The sequence below is a fragment of the Gemmatimonadaceae bacterium genome (genome assembly GCA_036496605.1).
Taxonomy (GTDB): Bacteria; Gemmatimonadota; Gemmatimonadetes; order Gemmatimonadales; family Gemmatimonadaceae; genus AG2.
Genome location: DASXKV010000068.1, coordinates 83,498 through 103,742 on the forward strand (window position 1 = coordinate 83,498; position 20,245 = coordinate 103,742).

Here is a 20,245-nt window from a genome sequence, read left to right on the forward strand (position 1 = left end):
GCTCGACGTTCGCACACAACGAGGCGCTGTCTCGACTCAGCGTGATCGGCGCAGAGGTCATCGAGCGGTGGTCATCGCTCAGCGAGTCGAGGACAGTAGACAGAAAGTTGAGGATAGGACACCGCGACTCGTGGTCGGATGGCATCGACTCCAGGACAGGAGACCGCGACTCGTGGTCGGATGGCACCGACTCCAGGACAGATGACAGGGACTCGTGGTCGGATGGCACCGACTCCAGGACAGATGACATCTAGGCGTTGGTAGATGACATCGAGTCGCGGACAGCTCACGTGAGCAAGCCGTCAGCCGAGGTGAGGCGCCGGCAAGGTCACGTGAGGCGCCCTCCCAACGTCAGTGCAGCCGAAAAAGAAACCAAAGACGGCCTAACGATATCCACGCCGCGACGGACGCACACGGCGTAGCGGTTCTCTTGCGTCCACTACCATATATGGAGTTGCGCCATGGAAGGTCGACCGGAAGTCGTCTCGATGGCCCGACGCTTTTCCGATCGCGGCGAATGACCTCAGTGACGTGCTCAGTGACGCGTCCGCTCGCTCGCGACGCGAGACGAGCTGGGGTACGACGCTTGCCCATCCAGGAGTGGACCCAAGGCGAGGGATTGCAAGAGTCATGGTCGTTCGAGGTTATGACATCGCGGCGCTCGCGAAGAAGACCTGGGGCGAGATCGGGAAGGATAAGGTTTCCGTGTATGCCGCGCAGATGTCATATAGCCTCTTCTTCGCCCTCTTTCCGTTGCTGCTCTTCTTTGCCGCACTGCTGAGCCTCGTCGCCGATAGGCAAACCGTAATGGCCGAGTTCAACGGCCGCATTGCCGCGGCGCTTCCCGGCGATGTCGCCTCGCTGCTCGGCAAGACGATCGAAGAGGTGATCTTCGCCAAGGGCGCGCCGGGCTTGTTGTCCTTCGGCCTGTTGACGGCGGCCTGGTCCGGCTCGAGCATTTTCGGCGCGCTTCGCGCGGCGCTCAACGCGGCCTACGGCGTCGAAGAGACGCGACCCTGGTGGATGCAGTACCTGGTCCAGCTCAGCATGCTCATCGTCGCAGGCGCGGTTATAGTCGCCTCGACGATGATTCTCATCAACGGCGAGGGCATCGTTGCTTGGCTGGCCACTCATCTTGGCCTCGAGCGCATCACGACGCTCATCTGGACCGTGATTCAGTTTCCGCTGGCGTTCATCGCCCTCGTCGCCGTGCTCTGGATGATCTACTATGTTCTGCCGAACTGCCGGCACCAGGATAAGCGTATTCTCATCCTCGGCGCTCTCCTCGCGACGCTTCTCTGGATCGCGGCGACGCTCCTATTCCGGCTATATGTGCAGAAGTTCAATCAACTGAACCCCGCGTATGGCGCGATTGGCGCCATAATGGTTTTGCTGACATGGATGTACTACTCGTCGTACGTACTGCTTGCGATTGGCGAGCTGATGGCCGAGCTGCAAGCGGGGAGCGGCCGGGTCGACCAGCCCGTCGAGAAATCGCCCATGGCAGGTGCGTCGGTGCCACGGCGATATGCTCTGGTTCCCTCGCGCGGCGCGAGATCGGCGCGCTTCTGCGGCGCCTCGCTGAAGGCTCGGCGCTGTGCGCTATCGCTGCGACGCTCGGCTTTCTCCGTGTGCTCTCGCTCGTCGCCGGACTTGTTCTTGTGATCGGGGACCAATGGCTTCCGCAAAACCGCTTTGAGCTCGGCGCGTTGATCGTCGTGATCATCGCTGGCGCCTCAGCTGGGACGTTCACTCGCCGTGGCCTAACGATCCTCACACAGTGCCGTTGACAGCGGATCCAAACCGAATACTCACCGGAACGACGTCGGGCAGACGGCGTGACTCCAATTATCGCTTTTGGGGCGAATTGGCGTCGGGCACTCGCGTAGGCGACCAGACGACGACATCGAGCCGGGACGCAAAGGAGAGCCGCGGGGCAGTCGACGGAAGCTCGATACCCCCGGCGCTGGCCATCGTATTTACCGAAATATCGGCTTCGGCCGGTTGCAGCGGCCATGGATGATGATGAATTTCGGCGCAACGAATGCGTGCAGCGTGATCGATCGCGTACAGGGAATAGCGCTCAGTGAGCCAGTGATCGAGTGAGCCGGGCTTCGCGCGGCTGATCGGCCCAATCGGTCGATAGCGCGCGCTCAGCTCCGCCGGACGGCCGCGGGAGTCAATACGCCGGCTGTGATACTGGAGGGTGCCGTCAGCAGCGGCGCGGATGTTCATGCTCGCGCGAAAGTACGGAAGGAAATACGTCGCGCGGGCGGCAGCGACCGCGACGGCGCTACCAGCATCGAGGCTGAAGAAATAGACGCCAGGCTTGCTGCCTAAGGTGACATATGTTCGTACGTTGAGCTCCGGAAACTCCGAGACGATCGGAAGCGCCGGTAACCAGCGGGCGCGCAGATGACTGAGATAGAACGCCGCGATCGAGACCCACGCGCGTCCCTCGAAGAGATCGATGGGCAGGGATGGTGGAACGATACGTCGCAGTGCTTCGGCGTCGACCGGCCAGTGAGCGAACAGCAAATCGGTCCAGCGCTGCGCCATGATCCACGGACTACTCGGGAGCGGCCATGGGCGATGGCCAATTTCGCCCGTTGGATCTTCGGTCCAGAACATGTCGCCTAACGCGGATCGCGCGCCTGAAATCCCTCTGGGTGCCGCTGCTCGAGCTTTCGAATGTTCGCCACGGCGACGTCACCTAACGAGATGCCGAGCGCATCGGCGGTGACGGCGACACACCAGAGGACATCGCCGAGCTCCTCGACGAAACGTTCGGTGCTCGTTTCGCGTTGCTGAAACACGCGCTTCCGCACGAGGCCCAAGACCTCGCCCGCCTCTTCGGCCAATCCCGCGGCCGCGTCGAGCAGGCGCTCATCGGCCGTGAGCACAGGGTTGACGGTACGAAGGGCAGAGCGTTGGAAGTCGGCGAGATGCACAGGGGCCAGGGCTAGGGGATTGGGTCTAGGGATCGGGGCTAGAGAGGAGCTAGCGGAGCTGCTAGGTGCTAGGTGCTAGGTGCTAGGTGCTAGGTGCTAGGTGCTAGGCGCACCAATTACCTGGCACCTCCGTTCACCGATAGCTCACCCGCGGATCCGCCTTCGCATAGGCGAGATCCGTGATGAGATTCACCACCACGAAGACCGCGCTGAGAAATAGCACCGTTCCTTGAATGGCCGGCAGGTCGCGGCGGCCAATGGCGTTCACGACATAGCGGCCGATGCCCGGCCACGAAAACACCGTCTCGGTGAGAATGCTCCCGGTGAGATACGCGCCGAAGTCGAGGCCGACGACGGTAATGATTGGAATGAGTGCGTTCCGCAGGGCGTGCTTGATCGTGACCGCACGCTCGGCGAGGCCCTTGGCGCGCGCCGTCCTCACATAGTCCGCGCCCAACGACTCGAGCATTGCCGAGCGAGTCATGCGCGCGAGAAAAGCGATCGAACGCATGCCGAGGGCCAGGGCCGGAAGGATCAGGAAGCGCATGCGCCCGTAGCCGGATGGCGGCAGGACGCGCAGCGTGACGGCGAAGAGAAGAATCAGCAGCAAACCGACCCAATATACGGGGAATGAAATCCCGAGATAGGCCACGCCTAACGACAAACGATCGAACCATCCGCCCGGGGTGCGCGCACTCAAGACGCCGAGCGTGATGCCGACGACCACGGCGAGCAGCATCGCCGCGCCGGCGAGCTGGAGCGTTTTCGGAAAGCGCTCGCGAATGTCCTGCGTGATCGGCCGGTTCGTGATGTACGATCGTCCGAGATCGCCGCGGGCGACGCTCGCGACATAGTGTCCGAATCGCTGCGGGAGAGGATCGTCGAGATGGAGCTGCGCGCGTAGCCGCGCGATCGTCTCTTCGTCGGCGTGCTCGCCGATCATCGCCTGTACGGGATCGCCGGGCGCGATGTACAGCAGGAGAAACGCGACGAGAAGTACCCCGAAGAGCGTCGGCACCGCGAGGAGCAGGCGTCGCAGAAGAAAGGACATTCAGGGCGTGGAGGGAGGAGCGTTGCGCGTGGAGCGCGGAGCGTTCGGCGCGACGTGTGGGGCACTGTCCGCAGGTGTGCTCTGCCCTCCGCGCTCCGCGCTCAGCGACACATCGAGCCAGCGCTGGCCATTGAAGATCACCGGCGGACGAAATCCCTTGACCCACGGTTGGACGGCATACAGCTCGTTATAGAAGTACAGAAACATCATCGGAGCGTCGACAAAGCCGATCGAATCGGCGCTTCGCAGGAGAGCCGCGCGTTTCGTCGCATTCAACTCTCGTCGCGCGGCCAGCACGGTGGAATCAAAGCGCGTATTGGCGTAGAACGACACGTTTCCACCCGATCCTTTGTTGCCGCTGTACAGCAATGGATAGAGAAAGTTCTCCGCGTCGGGATAATCGGCGTACCAGTCCTTAAGAATCATATCCGTCTCGCCCTTTCGAGCAGCCGCTCGTGACGCGGCGGACTCTCGCTGCACAACCTTCGTCCGAATGCCGACGGCGTTCAAATACGCCTGGATCGTCTCTGCGATGCGGACGTAGATCGGGGTCATGGACACCCACAGCTCGACGTCAATTCCGTTCGGATGGCCTGCGGCGGCAAGAAGCTGTTTCGCTTTGGCGGGGTTGAAAGGATAGGGACGACGAGCGCTGTCATAGCCAGCGAGTGCCGGTGGAATAACGCCAGCGGCTCGTGTGCCGCGCCCTGCGACGAGTCGCTCGATGATCGTATTGATGTCGACTGCGTAGTTGATCGCCTGACGGACGCGCGGATCGACGAGCGGGCCGCGCGTGGTATTGATTCCAACGTACACCAGCTCGAGCGCGGGGGTGGAGCTGAGCATCGGGCGACGGCTTTCGTCATCCTCCCATTCACGGATTTGGCCGGCTGGTATCTGAAGGACATCGACGTTCCCGCTCTCGAACTCCGCGACGGACGTGCTAGGCTCGGCAATGATCCGCGCCTCGAGGGACTCGGCCTTTGGTGGGCCGAGGAAGTACTGATCGTTCCGGGCAAAGAGGAGATAGTCATCGTGGTGCCAGTCGATCAATCGCCAGGGTCCGGTACCTATCGGTCGCTCGCCAAAGTTCGGTGCGATGCGTTGCGGAACGATGGACGCAACTGGCATCGCGAGCAGCTTGAGGAATGCGGCGAGTGGCTCCTCGAGCGTGACGACGATCGTGCTGTCGTCACGCACGGAAAGCCCGGCGACGGTCTTTGCTTTCTGCGTGTGAAAATCTCGGGCGCCCTTGATCGGATACAGAAACTCGCTTGCAGAGCTCCTGGTACTGGGCTCGAGCGCTCGCTCCCAGCTGGCGACCACGTCGCGCGCGCCGAAGGAACTGCCATCGTGGAAGTGGACGCTGCGGCGCAGGTGAAACGTGTATGTGCGGCCATCCGACGAGAGGTCCCATCGTTCGGCGAGGCCCGGCTCGACCTGCGCCGTTGGGGTAAAACGCGTCAATCCGTCGAAGATATACCCGACGGCGCGGCCCGTCGGTACATCAGTCGAGAGTGCGGGATCGAGCGAGCGTGGATCGTAGTTGTCGCGTGAATCGATGAGCGTGCGTCGATCGGGCGCTACATCGCCGCCAAAGCACGCGACGAGCGCGGCGAGACCGACGAAGAAACCGCGGCGCACGCCGCGGTATAACGGGGAATTCTCGATGCGCGTGGGAGAAGATGGGCGCCGTTGACACGCTAGCATGCGCGCGAGAACTTACCCGGCCGCGCCGCGAAGCGTCAATCATACGTGCCCGCGCATTGACGTCGTGATGCCGGGCGCGTCCTGTATCGACGGGCGTGTGGGCACTCCCGAACCAACGGGGCGGGTCGTGGTATGTAGGGGGAGCGCTCTCATACGAGGTTCGAATGTCCGCACAGAGTGATCTGCTTCGTGCCGAGGAGCCAGGCGTGGACCCGAATTACAACTACCGGCCGCTTGCTGACGCTCGCCCCGACGATGCGCCGCTCGTGTTGAATCGTTCGGGAGGATCATCACTCACCGCGCCGAATTGCCGCCGGCGGTGATGCGGCGATTCTTTTTCGCGCTGCTGGCTTGGGCGGGTGTCGTCCTCGGGCTCCTGGCGGGGGCCTCGTCGGCGAGCGCGCAGGATATTGGGTGTGACCCCGGCGATCGGGAAGTGCGGAGCCTCGACTTCATCGGCAATCACGCCTTCACCGACGACGAGCTTGCGTTGCGCATCGCGACGACGCCGTCGACATGGTCGCGACGACATCTGAAAGTGTTCGGGACGCGGCGCTGCCTCGACATGGACGAGCTGGTCCGCGACAAGTACCGCCTGCAGCTACTGTATCGACAGGCGGGCTACTACAACGCCAAGGTCGACACGCTGCTCACGCCGGCCGGGCCTGATCAGGTCAACGTCAAGTTCCTGATCGACGAAGGGAAGCCTGTTCTCATTTCGCGCCTAACGATGGCGGGCCTCGATTCCGTCAAGAATCGTGAGCAGATCCTAAGTGGCTTGTGGGTGGCAGTCGGGAAGCCGTACGACTTCAATCGAATCCAGGCCGATGTGGCGACGGTGCTCGCGCGGCTGCGCAACGTCGGCTATCCGCAGCCGGACTTTCTGCGCAATTATGACGTCGACAGAGACTCCCTAACGGCGCACGTCGCGATCACCTTTTTGCCCGGTCCCCTGGTGCGCATTGGCGCCGTGAACGTCTACGACACGCCTAATAAGGGGAAGAAGCAGGAGATCAGCGATCGAATCATTCGCAAGCTCGTCGGCATCGGTCCTGGCGACACGTTCAAGGAGCAGGCGCTGATCGACGCGCAGCGGAATCTGTACCAGACGAGTGCCTTCAGATATGTAGAGGTCGTGCCTGTGGTCGATACGGCGAGGCTCGTCGCCGATTCGACCATGGATCTCAAGGTTACGCTGATCGAGGGCTACATGCGCGACCTCAACACTGAGTTGGGTTGGGCGACCCTCGACTGCTTCCGCGCCCGCGCGCAGATCGTCGACAAGAATTTCCTGGGTGGCGCGCAACGACTGGAGCTAACAGGTCAGGCGTCGAAGCTTCTCTGGGGCGTGATGCAGACTGATTTCACCCGCCAGAACCTCTGTCGCTACGACTATCTGAACGAAGACCCGTTCAGCAAATCCAACTACTCCTTGAACGCGACGCTTCGTCAACCGGCGCTCTTCGGGACGTGGGCGACCCCGTCGTTCTCACTCTACACGGAGCGACGGAGCGAGTACAAAGCGTATTTGCGTACGACCTACATCGGTGGCGAAGCCTCCCTGCTCAGAGCGCTGTCGTCGACGGCGTCGCTCCGCGTCGGCTACAACATCGAGTATGGAAAGACGGAGGCTGACCCAACGCTCCTCTGCGCTGGCTTCAGTCGCTGCGATTCCGCTTCCATTCGTCAAACTCTCAGCCTGCTGCCCTTGGCGGTATTCAGCGTTGCGGCAGCACGCGTGCGTACCGACAATCCCGTGAACCCGACGGACGGGTACGCAATTCGAGCGGAGTCACGTAACTCGGCGACTTTCCTCGGATCGAGCTCCCAGCTCACTTTCGTGAAGGGTGTTGGCGACGCGGCGTGGTACCATCCAGTTTCAGGCGGTGTCCTCGCACTACGCCTCCACGTTGGATCAGTCTGGGGCGGCGCCGACGTGAATGGCGTTACACAACCGCCGCAGCAGGAGCGTCTCTATGCCGGAGGCGCCGCCAGCGTTCGAGGATATCCGCAGAACGAGCTGGGATCGCTACTCTACGTTTTCGAGGACACCTCACAGAAGCAGATCCAGATCAAACACGTTACCCCGGACACGGTCTATTTCGTCTTTAGCGACTCTGCGAAGCAGAACCGAGTTGTACCGGTGGGCGGCAACCGCCTTTTGGTTGGGAGTGTCGACTACCGAGTGCGCTCGCCGATTCTCCCGAGGCTCTTGCAGTTCACGTTTTTCACGGATGCAGGCACAGTTTGGAACTGGGATACCAGGTTTCCTCTTGGCGGATTCCACCCCAGCTACACCCCGGGAATAGGGCTCCGGGCCTTCACTCCGCTCGGGCCCATTCAGATCAATGCGGGGTACAACCCATCCGACCCGGTCTTAGGTCAGGCGCTGTTCACGCCGAACCGGGATCTCGCGCAAAAAGGCGGCTTCGTCAACGTGTATTGTGCAGTGCCGGACGGAACGTCCGCTGCAGATGCATCGAAATCATTTTTCAAGAACGGCCAGTGGCAGCAGGTTCCAAATACGGTGTGCAATCCCACTTATCGGCCGTCGCTGCCGGCACATTGGTACAACAGATTTACCATTACTTTCTCGATAGGTCCCGAGTTCTAATCGTCTAGTCCCTGTATGATCAGGCGTCGCCGGCTCGTCGCTCTCGTCAGCGCCGTTGCGTTGCTCGTGATCGGGTTCGTGACGGTCGTCACGGGCCTGTTCGTGACGCATACGAGCTACGGGCAGGAAGAACTGCGGCGCCTTTTCCAGGGACAGTTGGCGAGCGTGATCAAAGGCAAAGTGTATCTGGGCGCGGTGAGCGGCGGCTTCCTCACCGGCATCCAGATCGATAGCCTCGCCATTCGCGATGCGGACAACGACTCGTTGCTCCTCAGCACCGGACGCATAACGGCGAGCTATGACCCGCGCGACGTGATCGACAAGCGTCTCTTGTTACGCGATGTCGACGTCGAGCATCCGGTGATCTACATCCGGCAACACGCGAGCGGCCGATGGAACGTGAAGGAAGTCTTCGGCGGCTACGAGAAGAAAAGCAACGGGCCGAAGACGCCCGGTCGGAATTTCGGTGACTTCTTCGTCATCGATTCGGCTCGCGTCCACGACGCGACATTCGTGCTGCAGATGCCTTGGACGCCCGATGACACGTTGCGCGGAGCGAAGCTCGACAGCGCCGTCAAGAACACGCTTTCGCGTCCGGACAAGGAGATCCGCCGAGTGATCGACGAAGGGAAACCGGGATACGCGCGGACGTGGCGGTGGACGAAGCTTTCCGCAGTCGCCTCCCACATCCGCCTCGCCGATCCGGATAGTGACAAGCTGGGCCGCCTCTTCGTATTCGATTCGGTTCAGTCGGTCGAGAGCGACCCTCCGTTCAAGTTCCGCAACATTCGAGGTTCATTGCGCAACCTCGGCGATTCGATCTGGCTCGACGTCGCGCACTTCGATCTCCCGCAGTCGACGGGCTCGGGCAAAGGAAAGATCGTTTGGGGCAGCGATCTCCCGGTCCGCTACGATCTCGCCATCACCGGTGATTCGGTCGCGCTCAACGACGTCGCGTGGGTGTACCCGACGCTGCCGACGACGGGGGGCGGCAAGACCACACTGCACATCGGCAACGAGCCGACCAACCTGCACATCATCGATTATAAGCTTACTAACATGGACGTGACGAGCACCGGCTCGCATCTGATCGGCGACATGACATTCGCCGTCGGAGGGCCAGTGCTGGCCGTGAAGGACGTGAAGATGTCGGGTGCGCCATTCGACTTCGATCTGCTGCGGGCGCTGAATGGCAAACCCTTTCCGGTCGACTGGCGCGGGCAGCTCTACGGTAGCGTGCGCGCTCGAGGCGGACCGCTCGATCGATTCTACGTCGACGAGAGTAACGTGATCTTCCGCGACGCCCACGTGCCTGGCGCCAACTCGCGCGTCGGCGGTCATGGTGAGTTGAACATCCTGCAACCGGCGCTCACCAGCTTCCGGAGTTTCGCGGTCAACGCCACGTCGGTCGATCTGCGGTCGATCGAGTTCCTGTATCCGAACTTTCCGCGACTCGGCGGGACCATTTCCGGAACCGCGACACTGGACTCCTCGTGGCTCGACATTCGGTTCGCGAATGCGGATATCATCCATCGCGATGGTCCCGGTGAACCGTCGCACCTGACGGGAAGCGGGCGCGTGACGTGGGGACCGAAGTTCATGACGTACGACATCGACGCCCAGGCGCAGCCGATCTCGTTAGCTATGCTGGCGCGATCGTATCCCAAGCTGCCACTCACCGGCTTGATGAGCGGGCCGGTGAAAGCGAACGGCACGATCGAAGACTTGCAGCTGACGACCAACCTGCAGGGACCGGCGGGAGCGCTGAGCTTCGACGGCCGCATCGACATCGATCCGCCAAGCTACGGCATTCACGGCACGGGCCAGGCGACCGGGCTCGCCCTTCACGAGCTGCTCGATCCGACGCGGCTCGATGGCCCCGTGAAGCCGGCGACCGTCACCGCTCGGTACGAGATCGGATTGAGCGGTGACTCTCTCCCCGATCTCGAGGGGAACGTCTCGGTCGATGTCGCGCGCGCCAACGTCGATGGATTGCGGATCTTCCCGTCCACGGGGCGGCTTCGCTTTGCGGACAGGCGAATCTTCGTCGACACGCTACGCCTCGAGACGACGGCGGCAACGGTTCTCGCTCATGGCGCCCTCGGTCTGCCGCACGGGATTTCGGACTCGCTCCGGTACCAGCTGATCGTCGATTCGTTAGGCGGCCTCCGCCGATACCTCGTGAGTAGGACACCGGAAGACACCGCCCTCGCCGATTCACTCGGCGGGCAGGTGACGGTGAACGGTACTGCGTACGGGCGGGTCGATAGTTTGGACGTGGCCGGCGCAGTGATCGGCAACGGCTTGCTGGTGGGCAAGAACCGCGGTCGCATCGTCGGCGGACGATTTGCGATTCGTAATATCCTCAACGATCCCGTCGGCAACGCGTCGCTGCGGTTCGATACCCTCACTATAGCCGGCGTCGTCCTCGACTCGCTCGGTGCCGATCTCCGCCTCGCGGGGCGGTCGCAGGCGACCTTTGCCATCGGTGTTCGCAGTGACAACGGTCCGAGGGCCAACATGGTCGGCACCGCGATAGCGACCGGCGGCGCGATCGGTGGCCGTCAGGCATCGACGCGCTTCGCGATCGACTCGTTGGGCCTCACGATCGGGGACAGCAAATGGCGGCTCGCCGGCGGCTCGCATGTCACACGCGACACCCTCGGTCTCGCGATCGATTCGCTGGTGTTGGTGAATGGCGCCGGCGGCCGGATCGCCGTGCGCGGCTCGGCACCCCAGTCGGCCCCGGTGTCGCTCGACGTCGCCGCCGACAGCGTTGGTCTCGTCGACCTGGGCGTCCTGGGACAATTGCCTGCGGCAGTGAGCGGCTTCGCCTCGGCGCACGGACGCATTACAGGGACGCGCGCACAACCAGACATCCGGTTCGATGCGCGCACGACTCGGTTGGCGTACGGCGGCATGCAGGTCGAGCGGGCAACCGCGAGCGGAACCTATCGAGATCGTAGCCTCGACATGTCGGTTGATCTCTTTCGAGACAATGTCGCGGCGCTACATGCGACGATGGGCGTTCCGGTCATTCTTACGCTCTTCGACGCGCAGCGGCTGGGCGCGCCCATTCACGGGTCGATTCGCGCCGACAGCGCCGACTTGTCGGTGATCGAGATGCTCTCGTCGTCGTTGCAGAAGGGATCTGGACGCCTAACGGCCAACCTCGAGTATTCGCTATCGCCGACGCACAAGTCGATCAACGGACTCATCGCGGTGCGCAACGGCCAGATGACCGCACAGAACCTCGGTATTACCCTGCGAACGATCAACGGAACGGTGCGCTTCGATGGCCGGAGTGACACTGTTCGCATCGACGTTTCCGCGGCAAGCGGGACGGCGCCTGGCGCACGGCTCGCTCTGCGCGGAACGATCGGCTACGCCAAGTGGGACGAGCCACGGTTCAACCTCGCGCTTTATGCAAAGAACTTTCACGCGATCGAACGTCGGACGCTCGCGGCTCTGGATGTCTCGACCGCAGGCGACTCGCTCCATCTCACCGGATCGATGGACGCAGCCGCGCTTACCGGGACGATCCGCGTCGATCGCGGGGAAGTATATCTCCCGGAGCGGGATATTCTGCGCAAGCAGGTCGTCGATCTCAGCAGCGAAGGGATATTCCAGATCGTCGATACGACGGATCTTCGGGCGCGCCAGATCGTACCTAACGCGCCGTCGCGTCTCGTGGAGGGGCTGCGCCTGGACGACGTTCACATCGTACTGGGCGATGAAGTGTGGCTGCGATCGCGCGAAGCGAATATCAAGCTGGGCGGCTCACTCGACGTAAAGAGCGCGGAAAAACAGAGCGCCTTCAGCGCGAATCCGCGGAATCGATCGAAGGGCCCGGATTACGGACTTGCTCTCTCGGGAACGCTGACCGCCGATCGGGGAACGTACACGCTGGATCTCGCTCCTGCGCCGGTGCAACGAGAGTTTAGCGTGCAGAAGGGAACGATCCAGTTCTACGGAGGATCGGCAGACTTCAATCCATATCTCGATATTACCGCGCAGCACTCGGTGAAGCGCTCCGGTCAGCCGGATCTGAATATCGAGGTCCATCTGAGCGGATATCTTATCCCGAATCCGTCGATCGATTTGAGAAGCACAAATGAGCCTTATCTGTCTACGTCGGATCTCGTGAGCTATCTCGTCACCGGCCAGCCGACGTACGCGTTGAGCTCGGGCGATCTCAACGTCGTGCAACAGGTGAGCAATGTCGTCGGGCCGACGCTGAGCTCCGTTGCCGAGTCGAGTCTCCGCGGCGTCGGACTCGGAAACTGGTTCGACCTGATCACGATTCAGAGCGGCGCCGCACCGACGGCGCTGCAGAACAGCTCGCAGCAGTCGACGATCAAGGACTATTTCTTTGGCGCGCGCTTGGGCGGAGAAAAGCAGCTCTCGAACAACCTGTTCTTCAACTTCAGCGCCGGGCTGTGCTCGCTGAATCGTGAGTATCTTGGCACCAACCAATCAGCGCTCAACAACTTCGTCGACGCGTTAGGCGGGCACATCGAGTGGCGCTTCAATCCGCAGCTTTCCGTGCAAGCCGGTACGGATCCGCCGACCTCCGCGCTCTATTGCCGCAATAACTACTCTCTCGGCAGCGTCGTCGCGACGCCGCGGCAAGTGGGTCTATCCGTTCTCCGAACCTGGCACTTTTAAGCCGGTGGAGCGCGCGCCTCGGGTAATCAAGCGCGCCCTCCTCGTCGCCAATCCGGCGTCACGTTTGGGGCGGCGGCGTCTTCCCCGAGCACGGGCGGCGCTCGAGAAGGCGGGCGTTCGCGTCGACGTGGTATTCACCGAGCGACCTGGGCATGCCACGGAGATCGTTGGCGAGCGCTCGGCGGGGTATGATGCGGTCTTCACGCTCGGCGGGGATGGCACGGCCATGGAGGCAGCGGGCGCCCTCGCTGGCACGATGCGCCCGCTCGGTGTGCTTGCCGGCGGTACCGGCAACCTGCTGGCGCGCGCTCTAGGCATCCCGCTCGACCCAAGGCGTGCCGTTCCAAGACTGCTCGACGGGGACGAGCTGTACATCGACCTTGGGCGGATCACGAGCTCCGACCCCCCCCGTTATTTCGCGGTCGCGGCCGGTGTCGGGATCGACGCGGCCATGGTCGCCGAAACGCCAACGTGGCTCAAGCGTCGTTTGGGTGTACTCGCTTACACCATAACGGCCACGCGTGCGGCACTTCGGGCAGTTTTACGCCAGGAGTTCTTTCAGGTGCGGCTGTCCGTGGATGGCGAGGAGTTCGAATCCGCGGCGGCTGCGGTCATGATCGCGAACTTCGGGGCGGTGCTCAGCGACCGAATCACCTTCGGTCCTGGCATTCGCTTCGACGACGGAGTACTCGATGCTTGCTTCTACTCTCCGAGGAATTTGCGCGACGCCATGCGAATCATGTGGCGTCTCTTGTGGCGCAACTTCACCTCGGATGCGGCCATGCTCTATCGGAGCGGGCGGCACATTCGCATCGAGACCAAGCCGCCGCGGATGGCACAGGCAGACGGCGAGCTGCTCGGCATGACTCCCCTGGAGATCGAAGTCGAGCCGCGCGCTGCGAGGTTGCTCGTGCCGAAGCAGAAACCCCCGAAAGGCGCATGAGACGCGACGGGCATCTGGAACACTGCATCCATACATGGCCAGCGTACTGATCATCGACGACGAGCAAGCGATTACTTCGGCCCTCGGAATGTATTTCGAGCGGTCGGGGCACGAGGTCATCCGCGCTCACACTGGCGAGGAGGGCATCGGAGCCGTCAGGCGCGCCCACCCCGATCTCGTGCTGCTCGACCTGCGCTTGCCCGACCTCAATGGGTTCGAGGTGCTCGAGCGGCTGAGAGAACACAACCCAGTGGTCATCATGATCACGGGCCACGGCGACGTCCCTGACGCCGTGCGCGCGATGCAGGCCGGTGCTGAGAGCTTTCTCACCAAGCCGATCGAGCTCGGCCACCTTGGCGTGGTCGCAACCAGAGCACTCGAGAAGGCTCGGCTTCGCCAGATGAACCGTTATCTCGCGGATCGGCGCGGCCGTCTGCCGGCGACCGCGCTTCTGGGGACGTCGCCGCCGATGCGAGAGTTGGCGCAGCAGATCGAGCTCCTTGCGCGCAGTGATCGCACGACCGTGCTGATCACCGGTGAGAGCGGCACAGGGAAGGGCTACGTCGCCCAGTCGATCCACCGGGCGAGCGCGCGCGGTGAACGACCGCTGGTTGAGATCAATTGCGCGGCGCTCTCCGGGGCTACTCTCGACGCCGAGCTCTTTGGGCAGGAATTGACGCCGAACAATGGCTCCGACGCGTTGCGTCCGGGGCTGCTCGACATCGCCGAGGGTGGCACCCTTTTTCTCGACGAGATTGGCGATCTGGATCCGCTGCTTCAGCCAAAACTGCTACGCGTGTTGGAGGGCAAGAGCTTCCGCAGACTCGGCGGCACGCGCGAGATGACCGCGGACGTTCGGCTCATCGCGGCAACGGGGAAAGACCTGGTCAGCGCCGTGACCGACGGGGGCTTTCGCGAGGATCTCTACTACCGACTGAGCGTGATGCCGATCAATCTCCCGCCGCTCAGAGCTCGATCCAGGGAGGATTTGCTCGAGCTGATCGCCCGGCTCGTCGAAGAGTTACGTCCGAATCTCGTCGAGGCGCCGACGGAGGTCGACGACGACGTTCTTGAGCGTTTGCTCAAGTACTCGTGGCCGGGAAATATTCGCGAGTTGCGGAACGTTCTGGAGCGCGCGATGATCATGGCGCGTGGGCTGGAGCAGGTCGGTCTCTTGCACCTGCCGATGGAGGTTCGGGATGCCTCCGGCGGTGGTGTCGACCATCACGTGCCGCGTACGCTTTCGGAGGTCGAGCGCATCCACATCGACCGTACGCTCCGCGCGCACAACGCCAATCGAACACGCGCGGCGCGCGAGCTTGGTATTTCGCGCGCGACACTGATCAAGAAGATCAAGGAGTATGGTTTGGAGGCAAACGAACCCCGTGCTCTTCGACAGCGTGCGATTGGCTAAGACGCAGAGGGTAGAGGGTAGATCGCGGTGCGGAGCGTCGGTGCGTCTTCGCTTTCTGCTCTCCGCGCTCTACGCACGACGCTCCACGCACACCGCTCCACGCATTAAACTCCAATGACCAAACTCCAGGAACACGACGCGATGCAATGCCGTTCATGCGGCAACGAGGAGCGTGCGTCCGAGGGATATCCGTGCATCGATTGCGGCACTTTCATCTGCGTGATCTGCAACCTGCGTGGCGTGACGCGCTGTCGCGCCTGTCAGGCGAAACAGCCCGGAGCGAAAACCGGGTGACGTTGTGACCGCGGACTTCCGCGCGCTTGGCGTCGCTGTGGGACACGCGACGAACAACGACGGCGCGACGGGAGTCACGATCGTGCGAGGCATCGACGGGCCGTTGCGTGCCGGTGCGACTGTGTTCGGACGCGCCGCCGGCACGCGCGAGCTTCACACTCTCGCCGTCGATCATCTGGTCGACCGTATCGACGCCGTGATGCTCACGGGCGGTTCGGCTTATGGACTGGACGCGGCAGCCGGCGTGATGCGTTGGATGGAGGAGCGCGGCCGCGGCTTCGCTGTACCGGGCGGCATCGTGCCGATCGTACCGGCGGCGGTGATCTTCGATCTTGCACCTCTCGGCCGGTTCGACGCGCGGCCGACCGCGCAAATGGCCTACGACGCGTGCGAGACCGCATCACCTAACGACGTTGCCGAGGGCTCGGTTGGTGTTGGAACGGGTGCGACCGTTGGGAAGATCGCGGGGCCGACGCGGGCGATGAAAGGCGGCATCGGCTGCGCGGTCGAAAGCAACGGAAGCTGGCGCGTCGGCGCGCTGACGGTCGTGAACGCGCTCGGGGACGTCCGCGATGCGAGTGGCCGAATCATCGCTGGCGCGCGGGCCGACGAGAGCTCTTCCAGACCGACACGGTTTCTTGACGCGGCTCGTCAGCTTGCGACGTCGGCCGAGTCGCGGCTCGGCGGGCGCCTCGGAGCCGCGGCGACCAATACGACGCTCTCCATCGTCGCGACGGATGCGCCGTTAGGCAGGGTGGAACTCACGCAGTTGGCTCGCGCTGCCGGCGCCGCGCTCTTCCGTCGAATCACTCCGACGGGGACGACCGTCGACGGCGACGTGATCTTCGCGCTGGCCCCCCCAGTGCCGTCGGGGCCACTGGGGAACGCCACGATGTCGATCGAGGCCCTCGCCGTGGCGGCGCTCGAGGCAGCAATCGAGAGGGCCGTACGTACGGCGCGCGGCCGTGACGGAGTGCCGGGTCTCGCCGACTAGCGCAACGAGCCCCGAATTCATGTCCCTCGACAAACGCGCCGACCGCGAAGCGATCGCCGTCTCGACGGTGGACTGCGCCCTCGTCGTGGCCGCGGTCGCGCCGATGCTCGCCGAGCCCCATGTGTCGAGCGGACAGGTCTCGCAGCAGCTTGCGAGACACGCGGTGTCGATTGTCGAAGACCAAGGCGATTGGCTGCTCGTGCGCGGCCGCGACGAATACGAAGGATGGATGCATCGCGGTTATCTGTCGCGGGGAGCGGCATCCGTCGATGACCCTGCGCATCTCGTGTCGTTAGGCTGTGTGGTACGCGGTGGGGATGGCGAGCAGCGGGCGCTCCCCTTGCGCGCGATGCTCGCTTCGGACGAAGTGATCGAATCGGGCGACGCCGTTCGCGCGACGAAGCTCGCGATGAGATTTCCAACGACAGCCGACGCGATTGGCCGCAGTGCCGTCGAGCTTTTCGTTGGGACGAGCTATCAGTGGGGCGGCGTGACTCCATGGGGCGCCGATTGTTCTGGTTTGGTGCAGAGCGTGTTTGCCCTGCACGGCATCTCCCTCCCACGTGACGCGTGGCAACAAGCGCGAATTGGCCGCGACGCGGGATGCGAGATCCTCGCAACACACTGCGGCGATCTTTTGTTCTTCTCCGATCGCCCCGATGCGCACGTCACGCACGTCGCAATCGCGCTTGGCGAGCGTCGCATCGTTCACCTGGCGCTCGGACGCGGCGGCTACGCCGTTGAGCGACTCGACGACGGTGACGACTATGTCGCGAAGCTCAGATCGAGATTTCTCTTTGCGCGCTCGGTGCTGTGATCAGCTGACCATCGTTTGTGGTGCCACCTTGAGCGGCGTCCGCACCTGCAGGGGCACGTCGGCGGTGTGCGCGGTATCGAGGCCGATCGCCATCACGTAACCACCAGCGACATCGATTGGCAGGTCGATCTGCGCGATGAGTGGCAGATCCATCTCCGCGATCCCGGGTGGCGGAGCACCGACGTTCAGTTCGCCCGTGCTGTTCCACAGTTCGGTGCCATTGGGATTGATCCACCGCAAAGTGACGGTATGCGTGCCGACGTCGAGCTGCGTGCCCTTGAGATGCACGACGAGGTGCGCTCGCGGATGCACGGCGGGAAGCGTCGATACCTGCAGTGCGTCGAAAACGCCGAGGATATTGAGCTTCCCCTCCTGCGAGAGGTTCGCCGCATCGGCGAAAAGCGCGAAGGATACTTGCATCACCCCAACATAGACGGCCATCGGACGCGAGTCTACTTTTCGACCATGGCTTCTCCGCTTCGCGGCACGAGAACGCAGATGCCGGCCGACGGTGCGCGCCTCACGCGGAGCGACGAGCAACAACCGCGTACGAGCACCAGGCCGACCTTCGGCGCGACCGATATTTCGCTGTTGCTCATGGCGCTCATCTGGGGCGTCAACTACACGTCCGTCAAGTTCGGCACCAGCGTCCTGGATCCGCTCGCCTTCAACGGCGTACGCGTCACGCTCGCCGCGGTCGCACTCGTTGTCGTGGCGCAGCTCGCCACGCGCGTTTTCTCGGTCGAGGCCGGGTGGCCAAGCGCGCGGGACGCGATCGTGCTCGCGCTGCTCGGAACTCTCGGGAATGGTGTTTATCAAATACTCTTCGTCGAGGGCATTGCCCACACGCGCGCGGGCGACGCAGCCCTTCTGATTTCGGCTTCGCCCGCGTTCATCGCCCTGCTCGGCCGAATGCGCGGAAGCGAGCATGTGCCCCCGCGCTGGATTGTCGGGATCGGCTTGTCGATTCTTGGTATGGCGTTCGTCGTCATTGGCACCGCGAATTCCAGCGGCGGTCATCGCGCGACAATGGTCGGCGATGTGTTGCTGCTCGTGAGCGCGTTATGCTGGTCGGTTTACACGGTGTATCTCCAGCCGTACACGCATCGCATCGGTGGAATCCACCTCTCGGCGCTGACGATGCTCGGCGGCGTGGTGCCGCTGCTCGTCGTCGCAGCGCCGTCGATCCTGACGACGCACTGGGCGGAGCTGCCACCGCTCGCGTGGGCGAGCATAGCGTACAGTGGGCTTTTCGCGCTGGTCATTGCGTATTTGTTCTGGTACAACGGCGTGCGCGTGCTCGGCCCGACGCGCACGGCTATGTACTCCAACCTGCAACCCGTGTTCGCGCTGCTCGTCGCGTGGCTCGTGCTCGGCGAGACGATCACCGGCTGGCAGATTGCCGGAGCCTCATCGATCGTCACGGGTCTCTTGCTCACGCGATCGTGACCGCCTCTGTCCGCGCCGCACAGCACCGGGCACTCGCTACACGGCTCGTCTTATTCGACATCGACGGCACGCTCCTCCGGACGGACGGCGCGGGGCGCCGCGCCATTCATCGCGCGTTGATCGAGATCTTTGGCGACACGGGACCAGCCGATCATCGATTCGACGGAAAGACCGATCCGCAAATAGTCCGTGAGCTGATGCGCGTCGTCGGGCACGAAGATGAACACATTGACGCGCGCATGCAGGAGCTGTTCGCTCGTTATGTAGTGTGCCTCCGCGAAGAGCTCCGCGATCCGGAGCATCGCGCTGTGCCGCTGCCTGGCGTCACCGAGTTGCTCGCCGCGCTCGACGCGCGCGACGACGTCACGCTTGGACTTCTCACCGGCAACCTTGTCGAAGGCGCGCGCGCGAAGCTCGAAGCGGTTGGTATCGATCCTCGCATCTTCGTCGTCGGCGCATTCGGATCCGATCACGAATTGCGCCCCGAGCTCCCGGCGATCGCGCAGCGACGTGCTCGGGAGGTATTGGGCATCGAGGTGCAGGGCCGCGATGTCGTCGTGATAGGCGACACGCCGGCAGACGTCGAGTGCGGGCGAGAAATCGGCGCTCGCGCGATCGGCGTGGCGACGGGACGCTACTCGACGAACGAGCTCGCGGCGCACGGTGCCGCGGCGGTCTTCAGCGATCTCACGGACACCGATGCTATTGTGCGTGCGATCGTGGACGAATGATGATCGAGCTCGAGCTCAAGGCCGTCGTTCCGGATCTCGTCGCGGCGCGCCGACGCGCGGAGCAGGCCGGTGGACGACTCTCCTACGCGGGACGGCTGGAGGATCGGCGTTATGACCGTCGCGACCAGAGTCTCGCCGAGCGCGATCACGTCCTGCGACTTCGGATCTATCGCGACGCGTCGGGCGCCGTGAGCAACTCCTCGATTGACTGGAAGGGACCGTCGTCGATCGTCGACGGCTACAAGCAGCGCGAAGAGCTCAGCGGTGAGCTCGGCGTCGGTCGCGAAAACTTCCCGCGTATCCTGGAGCAGCTCGGCTTCATCGTGACGATGCAGATCGACCGCGAGATCTGGCAATACGATCTTTCCGGCGCCGCGGTGCGGTTCGAACGCTATCCGCGCATGGATGATCTCGTGGAAGTGGAAGGCTCTCCAGCAGCGATCGAGACCGCGATCGCCGTATTGGCGCTGCCTCGTGACTCGTTCACTGGCGAACGGCTACCTGACTTCGTGCGCCGCTTCGAGGCGCGGACCGGCCGCGACGCTGCATTGAGCGACGCCGAGCTCGCGGGTACGGTCCGTTATGACGTCAACAACGCCTAAGGTCACG

Annotated in this window: 16 protein-coding genes; 11 read left to right on the forward strand and 5 right to left on the reverse strand. The window is 63.2% G+C overall.

Features of this window, described 5'->3' with window-relative positions; all coding sequences use genetic code 11:
- Positions 1-630 precede the first annotated feature (630 nt).
- Entirely contained in the window at positions 631-1,665 is a 1,035-nt protein-coding gene (locus tag VGH98_25815; GenBank protein HEY2379425.1) for a YihY/virulence factor BrkB family protein, read from the forward strand.
- A 183-nt stretch (positions 1,666-1,848) separates the two neighbouring features.
- Here VGH98_25815 and VGH98_25820 read toward each other — a convergent pair whose 3' ends face one another.
- From VGH98_25820 to VGH98_25835, 4 genes are all read right to left on the reverse strand, one after another.
- Positions 1,849-2,631, reverse strand: coding sequence for a DUF2071 domain-containing protein (locus tag VGH98_25820; protein HEY2379426.1), 783 nt, complete (start codon positions 2,629-2,631; stop codon positions 1,849-1,851).
- Positions 2,632-2,636: 5 nt separating this feature from the next.
- The gene (locus VGH98_25825) at positions 2,637-2,951 is read right to left on the reverse strand and encodes a MazG nucleotide pyrophosphohydrolase domain-containing protein (GenBank protein ID HEY2379427.1); all 315 of its coding nucleotides are present in this window, start codon (positions 2,949-2,951) and stop codon (positions 2,637-2,639) included.
- Positions 2,952-3,084: 133 nt separating this feature from the next.
- Positions 3,085-4,002 carry an ABC transporter permease gene (locus tag VGH98_25830; protein ID HEY2379428.1) on the reverse strand — a complete coding sequence of 306 codons (918 nt, stop codon included), beginning with the start codon at positions 4,000-4,002 and terminating at the stop codon, positions 3,085-3,087.
- On the reverse strand, positions 4,003-5,646 hold the full coding sequence (locus VGH98_25835) for an ABC transporter substrate-binding protein (GenBank protein ID HEY2379429.1): 1,644 nt from the start codon (positions 5,644-5,646) through the stop codon (positions 4,003-4,005).
- Between the two features lie 230 nt (positions 5,647-5,876).
- On the opposite strand from VGH98_25835, the gene VGH98_25840 reads away from it, so the two are divergent.
- The 7 genes from VGH98_25840 to VGH98_25870 all read left to right on the forward strand — a co-directional run bounded on the left by VGH98_25840 (position 5,877) and on the right by VGH98_25870 (position 17,456).
- Entirely contained in the window at positions 5,877-6,035 is a 159-nt protein-coding gene (locus VGH98_25840; GenBank protein ID HEY2379430.1) for a hypothetical protein, read from the forward strand.
- On the forward strand, positions 6,035-8,326 hold the full coding sequence (locus tag VGH98_25845; GenBank protein ID HEY2379431.1) for a BamA/TamA family outer membrane protein: 2,292 nt from the start codon (positions 6,035-6,037) through the stop codon (positions 8,324-8,326). The genes VGH98_25840 and VGH98_25845 overlap by 1 nt, the downstream gene beginning before the upstream one ends.
- A gap of 15 nt (positions 8,327-8,341) precedes the next feature.
- The gene (locus VGH98_25850; GenBank protein HEY2379432.1) at positions 8,342-12,994 is read left to right on the forward strand and encodes a translocation/assembly module TamB domain-containing protein; all 4,653 of its coding nucleotides are present in this window, start codon (positions 8,342-8,344) and stop codon (positions 12,992-12,994) included.
- A gap of 4 nt (positions 12,995-12,998) precedes the next feature.
- A complete protein-coding gene (locus VGH98_25855; protein HEY2379433.1) occupies positions 12,999-13,937 on the forward strand; it encodes a diacylglycerol kinase family protein in 939 nt (312 codons plus the stop codon).
- A gap of 34 nt (positions 13,938-13,971) precedes the next feature.
- The gene (locus VGH98_25860) at positions 13,972-15,351 is read left to right on the forward strand and encodes a sigma-54 dependent transcriptional regulator (GenBank protein ID HEY2379434.1); all 1,380 of its coding nucleotides are present in this window, start codon (positions 13,972-13,974) and stop codon (positions 15,349-15,351) included.
- A 298-nt stretch (positions 15,352-15,649) separates the two neighbouring features.
- Positions 15,650-16,639 carry a P1 family peptidase gene (locus tag VGH98_25865; GenBank protein HEY2379435.1) on the forward strand — a complete coding sequence of 330 codons (990 nt, stop codon included), beginning with the start codon at positions 15,650-15,652 and terminating at the stop codon, positions 16,637-16,639.
- A gap of 19 nt (positions 16,640-16,658) precedes the next feature.
- The gene (locus VGH98_25870) at positions 16,659-17,456 is read left to right on the forward strand and encodes an SH3 domain-containing C40 family peptidase (protein ID HEY2379436.1); all 798 of its coding nucleotides are present in this window, start codon (positions 16,659-16,661) and stop codon (positions 17,454-17,456) included.
- Here the strand turns inward: VGH98_25870 and VGH98_25875 are convergent, their stop codons facing one another.
- On the reverse strand, positions 17,457-17,897 hold the full coding sequence (locus VGH98_25875; protein HEY2379437.1) for a hypothetical protein: 441 nt from the start codon (positions 17,895-17,897) through the stop codon (positions 17,457-17,459).
- A 24-nt stretch (positions 17,898-17,921) separates the two neighbouring features.
- Between VGH98_25875 and VGH98_25880 the strand changes: the two genes are divergently transcribed.
- Genes VGH98_25880 through VGH98_25890 form a run of 3 tightly spaced genes read left to right on the forward strand, consistent with a single transcriptional unit; the run spans position 17,922 to position 20,238 of the window.
- On the forward strand, positions 17,922-18,905 hold the full coding sequence (locus VGH98_25880; protein HEY2379438.1) for a DMT family transporter: 984 nt from the start codon (positions 17,922-17,924) through the stop codon (positions 18,903-18,905).
- On the forward strand, positions 18,902-19,636 hold the full coding sequence (locus VGH98_25885; GenBank protein ID HEY2379439.1) for an HAD family hydrolase: 735 nt from the start codon (positions 18,902-18,904) through the stop codon (positions 19,634-19,636). Before VGH98_25880 ends, VGH98_25885 begins: the two co-directional genes overlap by 4 nt.
- A complete protein-coding gene (locus VGH98_25890) occupies positions 19,633-20,238 on the forward strand; it encodes a hypothetical protein (GenBank protein ID HEY2379440.1) in 606 nt (201 codons plus the stop codon). Before VGH98_25885 ends, VGH98_25890 begins: the two co-directional genes overlap by 4 nt.
- The last annotated feature ends 7 nt before the right edge of the window (positions 20,239-20,245 follow it).

Coding starts and splice junctions, on each gene's coding strand:
- VGH98_25815 (HEY2379425.1), top strand. CDS start 631: ATGGTCGTTCGAGGTTATGACATCGCGGCGCTCGCGAAGAAGACCTGG.
- VGH98_25820 (HEY2379426.1), bottom strand. CDS start 2,631: ATGTTCTGGACCGAAGATCCAACGGGCGAAATTGGCCATCGCCCATGG.
- VGH98_25830 (HEY2379428.1), bottom strand. CDS start 4,002: ATGTCCTTTCTTCTGCGACGCCTGCTCCTCGCGGTGCCGACGCTCTTC.
- VGH98_25840 (HEY2379430.1), top strand. CDS start 5,877: ATGTCCGCACAGAGTGATCTGCTTCGTGCCGAGGAGCCAGGCGTGGAC.
- VGH98_25845 (HEY2379431.1), top strand. CDS start 6,035: ATGCGGCGATTCTTTTTCGCGCTGCTGGCTTGGGCGGGTGTCGTCCTC.
- VGH98_25850 (HEY2379432.1), top strand. CDS start 8,342: ATGATCAGGCGTCGCCGGCTCGTCGCTCTCGTCAGCGCCGTTGCGTTG.
- VGH98_25860 (HEY2379434.1), top strand. CDS start 13,972: ATGGCCAGCGTACTGATCATCGACGACGAGCAAGCGATTACTTCGGCC.
- VGH98_25870 (HEY2379436.1), top strand. CDS start 16,659: ATGTCCCTCGACAAACGCGCCGACCGCGAAGCGATCGCCGTCTCGACG.
- VGH98_25875 (HEY2379437.1), bottom strand. CDS start 17,897: ATGGCCGTCTATGTTGGGGTGATGCAAGTATCCTTCGCGCTTTTCGCC.
- VGH98_25880 (HEY2379438.1), top strand. CDS start 17,922: ATGGCTTCTCCGCTTCGCGGCACGAGAACGCAGATGCCGGCCGACGGT.
- VGH98_25890 (HEY2379440.1), top strand. CDS start 19,633: ATGATGATCGAGCTCGAGCTCAAGGCCGTCGTTCCGGATCTCGTCGCG.